The 16,962-nt window shown below is 67.7% G+C and carries 19 protein-coding genes; 10 read left to right on the top strand and 9 right to left on the bottom strand.

The genetic code is table 11. The features are described 5' to 3' along the window. Positions 1–38: 38 nt before the first annotated feature. The 3 genes from Q9Q95_RS20270 to modA form a co-directional block, all read right to left on the bottom strand. Positions 39–650 (bottom strand): ATP-binding cassette domain-containing protein, encoded by a 612-nt coding sequence (locus Q9Q95_RS20270; protein ID WP_306098973.1) that lies wholly within the window; start codon positions 648–650, stop codon positions 39–41. Next, complete coding sequence (modB, locus tag Q9Q95_RS20265; protein ID WP_306098992.1) at positions 640–1,329, bottom strand: molybdate ABC transporter permease subunit; 690 nt, start codon at positions 1,327–1,329, stop codon at positions 640–642. Before modB ends, Q9Q95_RS20270 begins: the two co-directional genes overlap by 11 nt. A gap of 160 nt (positions 1,330–1,489) precedes the next feature. After that, positions 1,490–2,245, bottom strand: coding sequence for a molybdate ABC transporter substrate-binding protein (modA, locus tag Q9Q95_RS20260; RefSeq protein ID WP_306098972.1), 756 nt, complete (start codon positions 2,243–2,245; stop codon positions 1,490–1,492). A gap of 82 nt (positions 2,246–2,327) precedes the next feature. Here modA and Q9Q95_RS20255 point away from each other — a divergent pair, with 82 nt between their 5' ends. Continuing rightward, positions 2,328–3,107 (top strand): SDR family oxidoreductase, encoded by a 780-nt coding sequence (locus tag Q9Q95_RS20255; protein ID WP_306098971.1) that lies wholly within the window; start codon positions 2,328–2,330, stop codon positions 3,105–3,107. Positions 3,108–3,177: 70 nt separating this feature from the next. Here the strand turns inward: Q9Q95_RS20255 and Q9Q95_RS20250 are convergent, their stop codons facing one another. Both Q9Q95_RS20250 and Q9Q95_RS20245 read right to left on the bottom strand, forming a co-directional pair. Further along, positions 3,178–4,218, bottom strand: coding sequence for a glycosyltransferase (locus Q9Q95_RS20250; RefSeq protein ID WP_306098970.1), 1,041 nt, complete (start codon positions 4,216–4,218; stop codon positions 3,178–3,180). After that, the gene (locus tag Q9Q95_RS20245; RefSeq protein ID WP_306098969.1) at positions 4,215–6,725 is read right to left on the bottom strand and encodes a DegT/DnrJ/EryC1/StrS family aminotransferase; all 2,511 of its coding nucleotides are present in this window, start codon (positions 6,723–6,725) and stop codon (positions 4,215–4,217) included. The genes Q9Q95_RS20250 and Q9Q95_RS20245 overlap by 4 nt, the downstream gene beginning before the upstream one ends. Positions 6,726–6,858: 133 nt before the next feature. Here Q9Q95_RS20245 and Q9Q95_RS20240 point away from each other — a divergent pair, with 133 nt between their 5' ends. The 7 genes from Q9Q95_RS20240 (at position 6,859) to Q9Q95_RS20210 (ending at position 11,642) form a co-directional block, all read left to right on the top strand. Further along, positions 6,859–7,395 (top strand): hypothetical protein, encoded by a 537-nt coding sequence (locus Q9Q95_RS20240; protein ID WP_306098968.1) that lies wholly within the window; start codon positions 6,859–6,861, stop codon positions 7,393–7,395. 110 nt (positions 7,396–7,505) lie between these two features. Next, the gene (gene dcm / locus Q9Q95_RS20235) at positions 7,506–8,747 is read left to right on the top strand and encodes a DNA (cytosine-5-)-methyltransferase (RefSeq protein ID WP_306098967.1); all 1,242 of its coding nucleotides are present in this window, start codon (positions 7,506–7,508) and stop codon (positions 8,745–8,747) included. Then, positions 8,740–9,192, top strand: a complete 453-nt coding sequence (locus Q9Q95_RS20230) for a very short patch repair endonuclease (RefSeq protein WP_306098966.1) — start codon at positions 8,740–8,742, stop codon at positions 9,190–9,192. Before dcm ends, Q9Q95_RS20230 begins: the two co-directional genes overlap by 8 nt. Beyond that, complete coding sequence (locus Q9Q95_RS20225) at positions 9,192–10,439, top strand: type II restriction endonuclease (protein ID WP_306098965.1); 1,248 nt, start codon at positions 9,192–9,194, stop codon at positions 10,437–10,439. Before Q9Q95_RS20230 ends, Q9Q95_RS20225 begins: the two co-directional genes overlap by 1 nt. Positions 10,440–10,659: 220 nt before the next feature. Continuing rightward, positions 10,660–10,824, top strand: coding sequence for a Flp family type IVb pilin (locus Q9Q95_RS20220; protein ID WP_306098964.1), 165 nt, complete (start codon positions 10,660–10,662; stop codon positions 10,822–10,824). A gap of 84 nt (positions 10,825–10,908) precedes the next feature. Then, positions 10,909–11,247, top strand: a complete 339-nt coding sequence (locus Q9Q95_RS20215) for a hypothetical protein (protein ID WP_306098963.1) — start codon at positions 10,909–10,911, stop codon at positions 11,245–11,247. 65 nt (positions 11,248–11,312) lie between these two features. After that, positions 11,313–11,642, top strand: a complete 330-nt coding sequence (locus Q9Q95_RS20210) for a hypothetical protein (protein ID WP_306098962.1) — start codon at positions 11,313–11,315, stop codon at positions 11,640–11,642. Between the two features lie 87 nt (positions 11,643–11,729). Here Q9Q95_RS20210 and Q9Q95_RS20205 read toward each other — a convergent pair whose 3' ends face one another. Both Q9Q95_RS20205 and lepA read right to left on the bottom strand, forming a co-directional pair. Further along, positions 11,730–11,969: a hypothetical protein gene (locus Q9Q95_RS20205; RefSeq protein ID WP_306098961.1), complete on the bottom strand. Its 240-nt coding sequence runs from the start codon at positions 11,967–11,969 to the stop codon at positions 11,730–11,732. A gap of 91 nt (positions 11,970–12,060) precedes the next feature. Beyond that, complete coding sequence (gene lepA / locus Q9Q95_RS20200; protein WP_306098960.1) at positions 12,061–13,869, bottom strand: translation elongation factor 4; 1,809 nt, start codon at positions 13,867–13,869, stop codon at positions 12,061–12,063. Positions 13,870–13,967: 98 nt separating this feature from the next. Here lepA and Q9Q95_RS20195 point away from each other — a divergent pair, with 98 nt between their 5' ends. Both Q9Q95_RS20195 and Q9Q95_RS20190 read left to right on the top strand, forming a co-directional pair. Then, positions 13,968–14,264 (top strand): hypothetical protein, encoded by a 297-nt coding sequence (locus Q9Q95_RS20195; protein WP_306098959.1) that lies wholly within the window; start codon positions 13,968–13,970, stop codon positions 14,262–14,264. Then, entirely contained in the window at positions 14,261–15,793 is a 1,533-nt protein-coding gene (locus Q9Q95_RS20190; RefSeq protein ID WP_306098958.1) for a methyl-accepting chemotaxis protein, read from the top strand. The genes Q9Q95_RS20195 and Q9Q95_RS20190 overlap by 4 nt, the downstream gene beginning before the upstream one ends. Here the strand turns inward: Q9Q95_RS20190 and Q9Q95_RS20185 are convergent. Further along, the gene (locus Q9Q95_RS20185) at positions 15,790–16,311 is read right to left on the bottom strand and encodes an ATP-binding protein (RefSeq protein ID WP_306098957.1); all 522 of its coding nucleotides are present in this window, start codon (positions 16,309–16,311) and stop codon (positions 15,790–15,792) included. The genes Q9Q95_RS20190 and Q9Q95_RS20185 overlap by 4 nt on opposite strands. Then, positions 16,308–16,925, bottom strand: coding sequence for a nicotinamide riboside transporter PnuC (gene pnuC, locus Q9Q95_RS20180; protein ID WP_371876819.1), 618 nt, complete (start codon positions 16,923–16,925; stop codon positions 16,308–16,310). Before pnuC ends, Q9Q95_RS20185 begins: the two co-directional genes overlap by 4 nt. Positions 16,926–16,962: the final 37 nt, after the last annotated feature.

Genomic DNA, 16,962 nt, shown 5'->3' with positions numbered 1-16,962 from the left:
GTCCTGCTTCCGCAGGAGCACGGATAGGATCGTACCCGTCAAATCTCCACGATCCGGTTCCCCAGCCGCTCGGCCTCGCCACGATCGTGCGTGACCATCAGGATCGGCAGCGCCAATTCGTCGCGCAGCCGCTCGATCAGCCGCATGATCTCCTCGCGCCGCGCCCGGTCGAGCGACGACAAAGGCTCGTCGAGCAGCAGGAAGCGCGGGTCCGACAGCAATGCCCGCCCGATCGCCACGCGCCGCGCCTCGCCCCCCGAGAGCGTGCGCGGCCAGCGGTCGAGCAGCCCCGCCAGCCCGAGCAGCCCGATCGTCTCGTCGACATCCACGGCGCCCTGTCCCGCCAGCCAGCCATAGAGCAGATTGGCGCGCACCCTTTGGTGCGGGAACAGCCGCGGCTCCTGAAACACATAGCCCGCGCGGCGCCGCTCGGGCGGCAAGTCCAGTCCGAGCGCCGCATCGAACAGCGTCTCGCCGCCGACGCGGACATGCCCGCGATCGGGCGCGATCAATCCCGCCACCATGCCCAGCACGCTGGTCTTGCCCGCGCCCGATGGGCCGAACAATACGGTCAGTCCGTCGCCGCCATGGACCCGGCAGACGATCTCGGCCTCGCCCAGCCGCTTGGCGACGTCGAGGTCAAAGGACATGCAGCCCCCGCCCCGCGCGCCGTGCGATGACTTCGGAGACGATCAGCGCCGCCAGCGACAGCAGCACCGAAATCCCCGCCAGCCGCAGCACCAGCCCCTCGCCCCCCGGGGTCTGCAGCGCGGCATAGATCGCCAGCGGCAGGGTCTGGGTCTCGCCGGGGACGTTCGAGACGAAGGTGATCGTCGCGCCGAATTCGCCCAGCGCGCGCGCGAAGCCGAGCACCACCCCGGCGATCACCCCCGGCAGGCTCAGCGGCAGGGTCACCGTGCGGAAGGTCCGCCAGCGCCCCGCGCCCAGGGTCCGCGCCGCCTGTTCGAGCCTCCGGTCGACGCTTTCGATCGACAGTCGGATCGCACGGACCATCAACGGCAGCGCCATCACGCCCGCGGCGACTGCCGCGCCGGTCCAGCGGAACAACAGGCTGACGCCGAACCAGCTCGCGAGCCAGCCGCCGATCGGTCCGGCCGGCGCAAAGGCGAGCAGCAGCAGCCAGCCGGTCACCACCGGCGGCACCACCAACGGCAGGTGCACCAGTGCGTCGAGCAGCACCTTCCCCGGAAACCGCGCCCGCGCGAGCAGCCAGGCGATCGCAAAGGCCAGCGGCAGGCTGACCAGCACCGCCACCCCGCCGACCTTGAGCGACAATGCGACGATCCCCCATTCCTCGGGGCTCAGCATGGCAAAGGTCGCGTCGCCCATGAGTGAGGGACCGCGCGCGCGCCACGCTGAACGCGAACTCCCCTTCCGCTTGCGGGAGGGGTCGGGGGAGGGGCTGGGAACCGGCACGCCACCTTCGTCACATGCCCTCCCCTAACCCCTCCCGCAAGCGGAAGGGTAACTACGCCCCCGTGAATCCGAACCGCGCGAAGATCGCCTTCCCTGCCCGCGACAGCAGGAACCGCCGAAAGCCCTCCGCATCGCCGCTGGTCGACGTGCGCAGCCGCGCCAGCGGGTAGCGGATCGGCGGGTGGCTCGCCGCGGGCAACATCCGCACCGCGCGCACGCGCCGCGAGGCGCGCGCATCGGTGGCATAGACCACGCCCCACTCCGCCGCATTGCGCTCGACCAATGCCAGCGCGGCACGGACATTCTCGCCGCGCACCACCCGCGGCGCCACTGCGTCCCACAGCCCGAGCCGCGTCAGCGACGCCTGGGCATAGCGCCCCGCCGGCACCGATGCCGGATCCGCCAGCGCTACCCGCCCGCGCGCCAGCAGCCGCGACAGTGGCGCGCTCCCGGGTGTCGGCGCGCTCGCCGGCTGCACCACCACCAGCCGGTTGCCGACGAGCATCGCGCGGCTCCCCGGCACGATCAGCCCGCGGCGCTCGACATCGTCCATCCACGGCTCGTTGGCGGAGATGAACAGGTCCGCCGCCGCCCCCGCCGCGACTTGTCGCGCCAGCGCCGACGAAGCGGCGAACGACAGCACCGGCCGGACATGGCCGAGCCCCGCCCACGCGTCCGCGGCGGCGTTCAGCGATTCCTGCAGGCTCGCCGCCGCCAGCACCAGCGGCCCGCGTTGCGCGGCCAGTGCGCGGGGCCCCGCCAGGACAGCCGCGCCCAATCCGGACAGAAACACACGCCGATCGATCATTGCGTCGCTATGACGCACCGCGCGTGGCCAAGGCAAGGACCCCGACCGCCCGCCGCTGGTTGAGCAGCGCGAGGAGAGTCGCATGGTACAATCGGGTCTGGCGCTGGTCACCGGCGGATCGAGCGGGATCGGCCTCGAGCTCGCCCGCTGCTTTGCCGAAGATGGTCATCGGCTGATCATCGTCGCGCAGGATCGCGACAAGCTGGATCGCGCCGCGGACGCGCTGCGTGACGCCGGGGCGCCGCAGGTCGACGCCTGGTCGATCGATCTCGGCGCGCCCGACGGCGGCGCCAAGCTGTTCCACGAGACCGCCGCCTTTGCCGGCCTGCCCGATTTTCTCTGCCTCAATGCGGGCACCGGCGCGTGGGGCGACTTTGTCGGCCAGAGCGATCTCCATCTCGAGCTCCAGTCGATCGCCGTGAACATCACTTCGGTGGTTCAGGCGGCCAAATTGTTCCTGCCGGCGATGGTCGCGCGCGGATCGGGGCGGGTGCTGATCACTTCGTCGGTGGTCGCGCTCGGCCCCTCGCCGCGCCTCGCGGTCTATTCGGGGACCAAGGCCTTCCTGCGCAATTTCGCCGAGGCGGTGCGCGAGGAAATCGCCGACACCGGCGTGACGATCACTGCGCTGATGCCCGACCTCACCGAAAGCGGCTTCTTCGAACGTGCCGGGGTCGATCCGGACTCGCTGACGGCCCGCGAGCCCAAGGCCGATCCGGCGACGGTCGCCCGTGCCGGCTATGAAGCGCTGCTCGCGGGCAAGGACCATGTCATCGCCCCCGCTTTCACCGGCAAGGTCAAGGCTGCCGCCGCACGTTTGCTGCCAGATGCGCTGGTCGCGAAATTCGCGAGGGCCGACTGACTCTCCCTCTCCCGCCTGCGGAGAGGGCCGGGGAGAGGTTTCAGCGCAATGCGCTATCGAGCGGACCAGACTACCGCCCGGTCAGCCCCCTCTTCACCTTGCGCATCCCGCCGATCATCTGGCTGGCGACCAGATCCGCCGCCTGCCCCAGCGGCAGCGGCCGGTGCCCGAGCGTGCGGTGGAGCAGCAGCGTTCCCGATCGCACGCTCGCGCGGCAGATCCGCCACCAGAGCTGCGAGATCTCGCGATCGACCGCCTCCAGATCCTCGCCCGGCCGTTCGACGCCGAACGCCGAGCGCAGCGTGCCGATGCCGTCGAACAGCCGGTTGAGCGTCTCGACATCGGGCACCGGCTCGCGCGCCATCACGTGGCGGACCAGCAGCCCGGCCATGTCGGGCGCCGCATCGCCGAGCAGCGCCGCGTGCCGCTCACGCAGCAGCAATTCGGCATGCGCCCGCATGGTCGCGTTGAACATCTGCGAGGCGCCCCCGGCATGGCAGCGATACAGCATCAGCACGTGATCGATCTGCGCGATTCGCCCGAACGGCCGCAGCCGCTGATACAGGTCGAAATCCTCGACATAGCGCATCGCCGGCCGCTCGAACGGATCGAGCCGGCGCGCGGCGTCGGCGCGGAACATCACCGAAGACCAGGCGATCGGGTTCTGCACCAGCATCAGCCAGTCGATCAGCACCGGCGTCAGCGGCCGCGGCCAGTTGCCCGGCAAGCGCTTGCCGTCGATCAGGAAATCGGTCGCGCAACTCACCAATGCGGTGTCCGGATGCGCGTCGAGATAGGCCACCTGCTCCGCGAACCGCTCGGGCAGGCTGATATCGTCCTGGTCGAGCCCCGCCACATAGCGCCCCTCGACCTCGGCGAACGCGCGGTTGCGCGCCACCACCGGCCCGCCATTGGCCTCCGAACGGATCACCCGCACGCGCGGATCGCCGAACCGTTCGAGCACGCCGACGCTGTCGTCGGTCGAGCAATCGTCGACGGCGATCAGCTCCCAGTCCTGCAGCGTCTGGGCGCGCAGGCTCGCCAGCGTCTCGGGCAGCAATGCCGCGCCGTTGTACACCGCCATGATCACCGAGACGGCGGGGCCGGTCATGCGACCGCCCGCGCAGCCATGTCGAGCAATTGATCGACGATCATCTGGCCGATATCGTTCTGCCACAGCCAAAGGCCGTTGGCCTTGCCGCTGAAGCTCGCTTCGCCGCCCAGCCGTCCGTCGGGGACATGCCCCGAGGCCAGCCCGATCCCGAACACGCCGGGCACCGGTCGCCCGTCCATGTCGATCACCCGACATTGCTGGTCGACCAGCCGCGGCCGTCCCGGCGCATCGGCGGCGAGCGCGATCCGGGTGCCGTCCACATCGAACAGCGGCAAAGCTCGCGGGCGATAGCCGAGCGCACCGATCACCACGTCCGCCGCGGCGATCTCGGCGCGCACATCCGCGTCCTCGACTTCGCCGATCCGCCGCAGCCCCATCCGCGGATCGGGCGCCCGCCCGCCCACGCCGAGCATCCGCAGCACCAGTTCGCGCGCCTCCAGCCGGAACCCCGCCAGCCGATAGACGAACCCGCTCACCGGGCAGATGTCCTGCGCGCCGAAATCGGTGAACCCGTCCGCCCGCGCCGCCTCGACCGAAGGGTAGAAAGGCCGCAGCGGCCGGCGGTGATAGAGCGCGAGCGCCCCTGCCCCCAGCGGCAGGGCCGGCGCAGCCTTGAGGATCAACGCCGCCGCGGCGAGCGCGCTGGTCGATCCGCCGACGATCGCGATCCGCGGCGCCGGCCTGCCCGCGATCCGCGCGCGCAGCGCGTCGAGCCCGCCGATCCGCAGGAATTCGTCCCCGGTCATCAGCCGCTCGCCGGCGAGATCGCCGAGCGCCGCGCCCGCGACCTTCTCGGCATAGACATTGGCGCGGGTCTGGTAGCCGCCGGTGGCGATCACCAGTTTCTCCGCGCGCATCACCCGCGCTTCGCCGGTGACGAGGTTGCGCACCCGCGCCGCCCACGCGCCCTCGCCGGTGCGCCGCGCCTCGACCACCTCGCTCCGCGTCGCCACGATCCCGCCGCTCCCTGCGACGATCGCCGCAAGCTCGGCACCCGTCGCTTCCAGAAACGGCGTCGTCCGCGCCAGCGGCACGCCCAATTTGCCGGCGTGCATCGCGACTTCCTGCCCGGAGGAATGCCCTTCCAGCGCCGCGATGCCTTCATGGCCATTGCCCTTGACCGCGGTCAGGAAGGTCTCCGCCGTCGAATCCGACGTGATCGCATAGGTGCCGATCTCGCCGCGCCCGAGCACCGCGTCGCGCTCGAGCACCGCCAGCCCCGCCTCGGCCAGCCGCACCAAAGCGTCGCTCTTGCTCGCCGCGGTCAGCAACGCCGTCCCCGCCGGCCCGCCGCCGACGACCAGCGCCGCATGGACGTGCCCGCCGCGCCGCTCGGCCCCAGGCAACGCCTTGCGCCCCGAAGCCGCGCACGCATCGATCAGCGCCGTGCATACCCGCTCGACATCGCTTTCGGTCATCGCGTCGGTCACCGGCAGCGACAGGATCCGCGCGCCGACATCGTCGCACACCGGCAGCGCTTCGCTCACCCCGTGCGCGCGGAACCATGGCTGCTCGCCGAGATGCGGGCTGAAATAATGCGCCGCCCCGATCCCCTGTTCGGCCAGCGTCTCGATGATCGCGCGGCGATGCCCGGCAAAGGCGCGCGGGAGCAGCAGCGACTGGAATTGCAGCGCCGGCCGCGATCCGCGCAATTCCTGAAACTCGAACCCCTTTTCCGCCGCGAACCCGCCCAAAGCCGCGCGATAGACGGCGTCGAGCTGCATCCGGTGCGCCGCGACCTGTTCGATCTCGTCGAGCTTCGCCCGCGCCACCAGCCCGAGCACTTCGGGCAATTTCGCGTTGAACCCCGGCCCCTCGGCCGATCGCCCGCCGGCAAAGCCGAAATTGCTCATCCGCCGCAGCTTTTCGATCAGCGCCGCATCGCCCGAATGGACCAGCCCGCCCTCGGCGGTCGCGAACACCTTGGTCGCGTGCATCGAATAGACCACCGCGAACGGCGCCCCCGCGCCGAATTGTCGCCCCTCGGCATCGAGCGCGCCGAGCGAGGCGGCGGCATCGATCACCACCCCTACGCCGCGCGCGGCATAATCGCGGTAGCGCGCCAGATCGATCCCCGCCCCGAAGGTCGCATAAGGCACCACCGCCGCGATCCGCTCGCCATATTTCTCGAACGCCCGCGCCTCGGCCGCGGCGCTCGCCGCCCAGTCGCCCGGATCGACGTCGCACAAGAGCGGCGTCAGCCCCGCCCATTCGGCCGCATGTGCCGTCGCCGCGAAGGTGAAGCCCGGGATCAGCGCGAACTGCCCCTTGCCTGCGCGCGGCCCCGCGGCGTGGCGGATCGCCAGCATCAGCCCCAGCGTCGCATTGCCCACCGCGAGGCAGTCGCCTGCCCCACCGAACAATTGCGCGGTCGCCGCCGCCTCGAACCCGCGCACCACTGGCCCGCCGTTCGAATAGACTCCGCGCGCCTCGATCTCGGCCAGTGCCTCGCCCATCAGGCTCAGCCGCGGCGGGCGCGGCGCGATCAGCGGCAGCCGATCCATAGTCTTCCCCCAACTTCCTGTTCGCCGGACGCGCCGGCACGATTGCGGGGAGCCTAGCCGCTGCGAACCTTCAATTTCGTAAAGCCTTGGCGCGCGCATGGACGCGGCCCCGCGCGCGGGCTAGCCCGGAGCCATGATCCTCGGACCTCCCGAACAGCTCGATTCGGCGACTCTCGCCTTTTGCGCGACGATTGCGCCCGAGCCGCCGCTTTACGTCCCCGTCCGGCCCGCCGCCGCCGCCAAGCCCGCTTATTGCTTCGAGAATTCGGAGACGTACGCCGAAGCCAATGGCGGCGAGGCAGTCTATGGCTGGGCGATCTGGCGCTGGCCGGGGCGCTGGTTCGAGGCCGAGCACCACGCGGTCTGGCGCAGCCCCGAAGGCGATCTGCTCGACGTCACCCCGCAGGCCGGCGATCCCGTCCGCGTGCTGTTCCTGCCCGATCCCTCGGCGCCCTACGATCCCACCACCTTCCGCCCCAACATCATGGCGCCCGACGGCCATGAGACGCTCGTCCGCGAATATATCGCCCTCGTCGCGCAGCGCGGCGCGATCACCCGCACCTATTGGGAGCCGGGAATGGACGTGTTGCCGCTCTTCTCCCCCGAGGACCAGGCGCGGATCGCGCCGCTCGATGCGCGGATGGCGGAAATCCGGGCGGCGATCGGGTGAGCGCGCGAATGGACTGACCGTCCACAGGAATTCGGGAAACGGTCCTCTTTTGTTCTTGCACGGCGGGAATCGCTCGGTCAGAATGACAGAAATTGTCCCAGAGGTGTTCGATGCACGGTCCGCTCAGCTTTTCCGAACTCAGGCAACGGACCGGGATGAGCGTCGAGGAACTGGCAGCCGAACTCGATTGCTCCCCCAGCACCGTCTATCGCTGGGAACGCGGCGAGATCGAGCCCAGGGCGCCGATCTACCGCACGCTGGAGATGATCGCGAAATTGACCCCTGCCGCCTCCAACGACGCGGCGTTCCGCTTCATCGATCTCTTCGCCGGGATCGGCGGCCTGCGGATCGGATTCCAGGCGATCGGCGGGCACTGCGTGTTCACCTCCGAATGGGATGCCAAGGCGCAGGAGACCTATTCGCGCAATTTCCGCGACAACCATCCGCTCGCGGGCGACATCCGCCCCTTCGCCGAGAACCCGGCGCTGGTGCCCGAGCATGACGTGCTGCTCGGCGGTTTTCCGTGCCAGCCTTTCTCGATCGCCGGCGTTTCCAAGAAGAACGCGCTCGGCCGCCCGCACGGTTTCCTGTGCGACACGCAGGGGACCCTGTTCTTCGATACCGCGCAGATCATCGCGCATCATCGCCCGGCCGCGTTCGTGCTCGAGAACGTCAAGAATCTCGAGCGGCACGACAAGGGCCGGACCTTCGCGACGATCGTCAATGTGCTCGAGAACGAGCTCGGCTATCACGTCCAGACCCGGGTGATCAGTTCCGAACATTGGGTCCCGCAGAAGCGGGAGCGGATCTTCATCGTCGGCTTCCGTGAGAAGAGTGATTTCAATCTCGAGACGCTCGAACTGCCGAAGGACGGCCCGAAGCTGGGCAGCATTCTCCAGCCGCACGACGAGGTCGATCCCAAATACACGCTCACCCCGCGCCTCTGGGAATATCTCCAGGCATACAAGGCCAAGCATGCGTCGAAGGGCAATGGCTTCGGCTTCAGCCTCTTCGGCCCGAACGACGTCGCCCGCACCCTGTCCGCCCGTTACTACAAGGACGGATCGGAGATCCTGATCGCCCAGCCGGGCAAGCGCCCGCGCCGCCTCACCCCGCTCGAATGCGCCCGGCTGATGGGCTTCGATCGCGGCGACCGGCGGTGGCATATCCCGGTGTCGGATACGCAGGCCTATCGCCAGTTCGGCAATGCAGTGGTCGTGCCGGTGGTCGAATTCCTGGCGCAGGCGATGAAGCCCTATCTGGCGACCGCACTGGCGCAGCCGGCTGACTTGCACGCGGCGCCGGTCACTGTCTCGCGACCTGATCGGGAACCGGCATTCGCCCATGGCTGACATAGTCTCGGCTGCGGTCCGCAGCCGGATGATGGCGGGCATTAAGGGCAAGAATACCAATCCGGAATTGCTGCTCCGCAAAGGCCTGCACGCGCGTGGCTTTCGATTCCGGCTGCACGACAGGTCGCTTCCGGGCACCCCGGATATCGTCCTGCCGCGCTATCGCGCCGTGATCTTCGCGCATGGCTGCTTCTGGCATGGACATGACTGCCATTTGTTCAAATGGCCGAAAACCCGGGAGGAATTCTGGCGCGCGAAAATCGCGCGGAACCAGGAACTCGACGCCAAAGCGGAGGCGACGCTCGCAAAGACCGGTTGGCGCTATGCGCTGATCTGGGAATGCGCGCTCAAGGGACGGACGCGGCTTCCCATCGAGACGGTGTTGGCTTCCTGCGCGGAATGGATCAGATCGGAGATCCCGCGGCTCGAAATCAGGGGAAGTTGATGCGGCGTGGATTTCTCTCAGATTTGTTCGAAGGAGTCGCGGCCAAGCGACTGACCCTTGTCGAAACCATCACCGAGAAGTCGAACCAGCACGAGTTTCAGGGTGCGCGGCCGCTCCGGCAATTGCTCGGGGTCGAGGATCGCAAGGGCATTCCGACCCGCTTCCTCTGGCTCTCCGGCGAGCAGGAAGGCCTGCGCGAAGACGGCTTCATGAGCTGGTCCAACGTCCGCAAAGGCAAGCCGCGCGCGCCGGAATTCCACCTCTATTACTCGACCAATCCCGTCACCGAGAGGATGCGGGCGGACGACATGCTGTTCATCGCGCTGGCGAAGGACGGCTCGCTGCTCGCCATCGTCACCCCGGCCGAAAGCACGATCCAGAACCAGCTCCTCTGGCTGTTCGGCCTGCACGAACAGCCGATGTTCGGATTCACCTTTCAGCCGATCGAGGGATCGAGCGACGCGGAACTCGATTTCGCCGCGCGCTACATCCTCGACGAACTCGGCATTGCCCCGGGCGAACCCGATGCGCGGCAACTCGATACGCTCATCGATCCTTTCGGGCTGACGATGCCGCCGACCCGCATATTCTCGGACCTCGCCCGCGCGTCGCTGCCGCACGTCTCGCCGCTCGACGACCCCGATCAGGCGCTGGTCGCGTGGATGGATCGCGAGGAGCAATTGTTTCGCCGTCTCGAACGGCGGGTGGTGGCCGAGCGCATCGCGGCCGGCTTCGTGTCGCCGGATGGCGCGGATGTCGACGGCTTCCTGTCCTTCTCGCTCAGCGTGCAGAATCGCCGCAAGGCCCGCGCCGGGCAAGCGCTCGAGAACCATCTCGAAGCGATCTTCGTCGCGCACGGCGTCCGGCATCGCCGCGGTGCCGTGACCGAGAACCGCAACAAGCCCGATTTCCTGTTCCCGGGCCCGATGCAGTATCGCGATCCGGACTTTCCCCGCGCGCGCTTGACCATGCTCGGCGCCAAATCGACCGCCAAGGATCGCTGGCGCCAGATCCTCTCCGAAGCCGATCGCATCCCCGAAAAGCATCTGCTCACGCTCGAGCCGGGGATTTCGGAAAACCAGACGCAGGAGATGCAGGCCAAGCGGCTGCAGCTGGTCGTCCCGACCCGGCTGCACGCGACCTATCGCCCCGCGCAGCGAAGCTGGCTGATGCCGCTCGGCGCCTTCCTCGCGCTGGTGCGCGAACGACAGGATGCAGCCAATGGCTACGGGTCGATGGAAATGTAGGATTTCCTGTGCGACCCTTGGCTCGGCTCTTTGAAATCGTCGACCCTCGCCAAGCTTCGCGCGCAATAATATTACGAAGTTGCGCAACGGGATTGCGCGATTGCCGTGCAAACCGTGAATCTTGCCGCGCCGAATCCTATTTTCCGAGTCGCGCTCGCCCGCCCTTAATTCCTCCGCAACCCCTCCTGCCCGATCACTCCCCGCATCGAGGGGACCAGACATGCGCCACCGCACTCTCATCCGTGACGAGACCGCCGCCACGGCCATCGAATATGGGCTGATCGCCGCGCTGATCGCGGTCGCCTGCGTCATGGCGTTTCAGGCGCTCGGGCTGAACCTCGCCGACATCTTCGGGACCGCGACCAACGCGATGGCCGGGGCCTGAGGCCCGCCGCATACCGCACGGGGCCGTTGCGACCGCAGCATTTCCATGCTCTCGGTTCCCTCGGAATATGGGGGAATGAGTATTATGAAGAAGAGTCTATGCGGCCTGCTGATGATCGTCTCGCAGCTCCCGGTCAGCGCGTCCGCCCAAAATACCTATAATGCGAACCTGCTGACGAAGATAACCGACGTGGTAACCTACACCGATGAGCTGACGGTGCTCTTTAAAGTGACGAATCCGCCTGTAGTGCCGAATTGCAACGTATCCCATTTCGTCGTCCCGGCCAGCGTACCCGCTGAAAACCGGCAGCTTATCCTCAGCAGACTGCTCACGGCCCGCGCCGGCGGCGAGACGATCTATATCGGCTATGACGGGCAGACCTGCGGGCCTTTGGGATTCGTCAGAGTCTATCGGGTGGGATGACGGGATACCGGCCCGGCAGTCCGTCGGCGGCGATCCAATTTCGACAATCTTTCCAAGGGGGAAATATGCGTAAACTTCTATGTCTGATGCTGGCGCTCCTGTTGCCCTCGGCGCCGTCCCACGCCGCGGGCGGCGGCGGAACGGTGACGATCAGCCGGATCACGCTGATCGGCGGAAGCGTCTATGTTTTCGCCTCCGGGATCGGCAATCCTGATGGCTGCGCGTCCGTGGCGCATTTCACCATCGCGGCGGAGAATCCGGGACGGGACCAGATGCTGAGCGTGCTGATCGCCGCCAAGCTGAACCGCACTCCGGTCACCCTCTGGTTCGACGGATGCGCCTATTCGCCCTGGGCCACCAGCGCACCGCTGATCGGCGCGCTCACCATGGAATGATCGCGCCGCGGTTCCCATGCTGTCGACGCAGCCGCTTGCATGGGCGCTCGCGGCGGGCGAGCATATCCTCGCCCGCCCGCGCCGTCGTCAGGCCCAGCTGCGACCGTCGGGCGCGGCGCAGCCGTGCGGCGGCAGCGTGCGGGGAAAGCGCTCCTGCAGCTTGTGGCAGCCCCAGCTGCGCAGCGGACCGGGCATATAGCCGTTCAGCATGATGCCCACTTCGTCATAGGGCGTGTCCGAGCTTGCGACGTAACGGTGCCAGCGCATGCCGATCATCACGGTCACGCCGATCAATATGACGCACAGGATCTGGATGGCCTTTTTCATGCTTGCTCCCTTTTAAGCGGAGCCGGCACGTCGCAGCAAAAGTCGCGGGCCGCAACCGCGAAGGGCGGCGAAATCGCCTCGCTGGCGCGCTCTATTCCTCGCCCATCCTGAGCGCGGCGATGAACGCCTCTTGCGGGATCTGGACGCTGCCATATTCGCGCATCCGTTTCTTGCCCTCTTTCTGCTTCTCGAGCAGCTTCCGTTTGCGCGTGGCGTCGCCGCCATAGCATTTGGCGGTGACGTCCTTGCGCATCGCCGCGATCGTCTCGCGCGCGATCACCTTGCCGCCGATCGCCGCCTGGATCGGGATCTTGAACAGATGGCGCGGGATCAGGTCCTTGAGCCGCTCGCACATGCCGCGGCCGCGCGCCTCGGCGGTCGAGCGGTGGACGATCATGCTCAGCGCGTCGACCGGCTCGTTGTTGACGAGGATGCCCATCTTGACGAGGTCGCCCGGGCGGTGGCCGATCTGCTCGTAATCGAAGCTCGCATAGCCGCGGCTGATGCTCTTCAGCCGGTCGTAAAAGTCGAACACGACTTCGTTGAGCGGCAATTCATAGGTCAGCTGGGCACGGCCGCCGACATAGGTCAGGTCGCGCTGGATGCCGCGCCGGTCCTGGCAGAGCTTGAGGATCGAGCCGAGATATTCGTCGGGGACGTAGATCACCGCCTTGATCCACGGCTCCTCGATCTCCTCGATCCGGTTGGGATCGGGCATGTCGGCGGGGTTGTGGAGTTCGATCGACTTGCCCTCGGCCTCGCCCGCGGCCTTGGTCAGCCGCATCTTGTAGACCACCGACGGCGCGGTGGTGATCAGGTCGAGGTCATATTCTCGGGAGAGCCGTTCCTGGATGATCTCGAGATGGAGCAGCCCGAGGAACCCGCAGCGGAAGCCGAAGCCGAGCGCGGCGCTGGTCTCCATCTCGAAGCTGAAGCTTGCGTCGTTGAGGCGCAGCTTGGAAATGCTCTCGCGCAACTTTTCGAAATCGGCGGCGTCGACCGGGAACAGTCCGCAGAACACCACCGGCTGGACTTCCTTGAAGCCCTCGAGCGGCGCGGCGGTGGGGCGCTTCGCATCGGTGAGCGTGTCGCCGACCCGGGCCTGCGCGACTTCCTTGATCTGCGCGGTGATGAAGCCGATCTCGCCGGGGCCGAGGTCGGGAAGCTGCTCGATCTTGGGGCGGAAGGCGCCGACGCGGTCGATCAGATGGGTGGTGCCCGCGGCCATGAACTTGATCTGCTGGCCCTTCCGAATCGTCCCGTCGATCACCCGGACGAGGATGACGACGCCGAGATACGGATCGTACCAGCTGTCGACGAGCATCGCCTTCAAGGGCGCGTCGGGATCGCCCTTGGGGGCGGGGATGCGCTCGACGATCGCGTCGAGAATCTCGTCGATGCCGATCCCCGATTTGGCGCTGGCGAGCACGGCGTTGCTCGCGTCGAGACCGATGATCTCCTCGATCTCGTTGCGGACCTTTTCGGGCTCGGCGCTGGGCAGGTCGATCTTGTTGATCACCGGGATGATCTCGTGGTCGTGCTCGATCGACTGATAGACGTTGGCGAGCGTCTGCGCCTCGACCCCCTGCGCGGCGTCGACGACGAGGAGCGCGCCTTCGCACGCGGCGAGGCTGCGGCTGACTTCATAGGCGAAGTCGACATGGCCCGGCGTGTCCATCAGGTTGAGGACATGGCCCTTCCAGTCGAGGCGCACGGTCTGCGCCTTGATGGTGATCCCGCGCTCCTTCTCGATGTCCATGTTGTCGAGCACCTGGCTCGACATTTCGCGCTCGGAGAGTCCCCCGGTGCGCTGGATCAGCCGATCGGCCAGCGTCGACTTGCCGTGGTCGATATGCGCGATGATGCTGAAATTGCGGATCTTCGAAAGTTCGGTCGCCATGATCGCGCGGCCCTAGCAGGGGTCGCGCCCGATGCGAAGGGGGCAACCGGAGGGCAGACTTAACGCGATCTTCACCACGGGACGGAAAAGACCATGCGATGCCGCGCGTCGCACCCGCATTGTCCCTCCAGCTCGCCGCCGCCGGCGTCGCCCTCGCGGCAGTCGCCCTCGCGCCGCCGGCGGAAGGCGAGATGCTGCTGGTCCCGCTCGCCGGACAGAGCGCCGATTCCGCCGCAGTCTGGGCGACACGCGCGGGCGCCCGGATAGTCGGCCGCGGCCCGTTGCCCGGCTCGCTCGCGGTGCGGGGCCGCACGCCCAGCCTGATCGGGGCGGCGATGCGCCATGCGACGCTGATCATCGCCGCGCCACCCACCGCATGCGGAACCAAAGAATGAGTCAGGATGCCCTGTTTGCGCCGCTGCGCGCGGGCGGCGCGCGCGTGCTGCTCGCCACGATGTGGCTCAATTGGCTGCTGCTGCTGCCGGTGGGCCTGATGCAGGCCAGCGGCAATATCGCTACCGTCATGGCGGCAGGGCTCATCGTGCTGATCGTCCCGAGCCTCGGCGTGCTCCGCAAGCGCATCGACGTCGCCACCCGCTGCGCGCTCGGCATTGCCACCGCAATCTTTCCGGCATTGTTCGTCGCGCTGGCCGCCGGGCATGCGTGGCAGACCGACATGCACATGTATTTCTTCGTCTGCATGTCGATGCTGCTCCTGCTGTGCGACTGGCGTCCCATCATCCTCTTCACGGTGCTCACCGCCGGGCATCACCTGCTCTTCTCGTACGTCCTTCCCGATTGGGTATTCCCGGGCTCGGGATCGCTTGCCCTCGTCCTGCTCCATGGCGGCCTCGTCGCGGCCGAAGGCGCGATCCTGATCTTCACGACCGGACGGATCCAGCATCTCATCCTGCGCAGCCACAAGGCGCGCGACGCCGCCGAAAGCGCGCGGCGCGATGCCGAAAGCGCACGCCACGCCACGCAGAGCGCGCTCGACGATCTCCGCGCGGCGCAGGCGCTGGCCGAGGAACATCTCCGCCAGCGCCAATCGGCCGAGCAGATGCTCGCCGAGTCCACCCGCGAACGCCGCGTCGCAATATCGACCGACATCCACGAGCGCATCGGGACCGTAGCCATCGAGCTGCGGACGGCGGCGGCCTCGCTGTCAGGGCAGGAAAACGATCTGGGCGAACTCGCCCGCCGCCTGTCGGCCGAATATCGCAACCTCCGCGTGGCGAGCGACAAGTCGCTGAACAACGCCTCGCTGGTCGCGGCCGGCGCGGCGCAGCTCAGCGACGCGGCGCATCAGGCCGGCGACAATGCCGAGCGCGCCAACGCATTGGTAAACGAGACCGGCGAGACGGTGCGTGCGCTCGAGCCGCGCATGCTCGATCTCACCCACCAGATCGAAGGCGCGCGCAGCATCCTCGACCTCGTCTCTGAGATCGCCACGCAGAGCAATCTCCTCGCCCTCAATGCCACGATCGAGGCGGCGCGGAGCGGCGATGCCGGGCGCGGCTTCGGCGTGGTCGCCCACGAGATGAAGCAGATGGCGGCGCGAACCGCCTCGGCGACCAGCCAGATCGCCGGGAAGCTCGATCTGATCGGCGCCGCGGCGCGCACCGTCAACGAAGTGGTTTCGGGTACGACCGCGCGGATGAACGCCGCGGGCAGTTCGGCGCGGGCGGTATCGGCCGCGGTCGACGAACAACGTCTGGCGATCGAAGCGATCTCGCACGCGATCAATGCCGTGATGGAGGACGTCAGCGACACCGACGCGCGCAGCCGGATCATCGGGGAAGCCGTCGACCAGAACCACAATATCGCCGCCCATGCATCCGAACTGGCGCGCTTGCTCGACGATCGGGCGCGGGCGCTCGGCACCAACATGGATCGGCTGCTACAGGATCTGCGCGCCGCCTAGGCGACGCCGCCGGCCGCGATCGCCGCGAGTGCCGCCTCGAATCGCGCCTCGCCCTGCCCCGAGACCAACGCCCAGCGCACTCCGCGCCGCTCCAGCTCGGCCTTCGACAGGTCGAAGAAGCGCTGGCGCAGCGCCGGCGTGCCGAAGATGCGCGTGCCATCGGCGACCCAGGGCAGATCGATGTCGAACAGCAGATAGAAGTCGGCGGTCCCCTGCCATGCGTCGAACCACGGATCGCGCTTGCCGAACAGCATGTCGGCCCAGACCGCGGTCATCAGCGGATCGGTATCGAGGATCAGCGGGTCTGCTCCCTGCGCAAGCAGCATCCGCGCGCCCGCGTCGTGATTCTGCGCGATCTCGACCAGATCGCGCATCGTGAACATGATCCCATGGGTTTCGGCATAGTCGCGGCCATATTCGTCGAGCAGCTCACCGCCGAAATGTTCGGCGAGCCGTTTGGCGATCGTCGTCTTGCCGACGCTCTCGGGGCCATGGAGACAGATGGTGCGCGGAATCATGTTCTGGCTTTGGTCCAATGGATCAGGCCCCAGACGGACAGGGCGAGGAAGACGAGATAGAGCCCGGCGGTCAGCCAGAGCCCCTTGACGGCGAACAGCGGCACGGCGGCGATATCAACCGCGATCCACAACAGCCAGCTTTCCCAATGGCGGCGCGACTGGAGCGTCTGCGCGGCGATGCTCATCATCGCAATGCTGCCGTCCCACCACGGAAACGCGGCGTCGGTGCAGCGATCCATCAGCGTACCCCAGACGAGCGATGCCGCAATTGCGCCGGCGAGCCAGCCGAGCCGTGCGGCCTGGCCAAGCTGCTCGACGCGCACTTCGCCGGTGTCGGCGCGCGCGCGCGACCAGTTCCTCCAGCCGTAGAGATTGACGGCGAAGTAAAAGGGCTGGAGCAGCGCGTCGCTGTAGAGCTTCTCGTGGAAGAATATCCACGCATAGAGCGACACCATCAGGAGCGCGAATGGGTAGTTCCAGATGCTTCGCCGGACGACCAGCGCCACGTTGATCAGCCCGAGAAAAGCGGCCGCGGCCTCGACCGGACTCATCTTGAGAACGATCGGCGCGTCGAGGAGCCCGAACAGGCTCGTGGTCAGTTCGATCGGGCTCACGCGGCATGGCCTAGCAGCAACTTTGCATAAGGGTCGA

Source organism: Sphingomonas sp. DG1-23 (assembly GCF_030730875.1).
GTDB lineage: Bacteria > Pseudomonadota > Alphaproteobacteria > Sphingomonadales > Sphingomonadaceae > Sphingomonas.
This window is presented reverse-complemented; position numbering and strand designations above follow the sequence as displayed.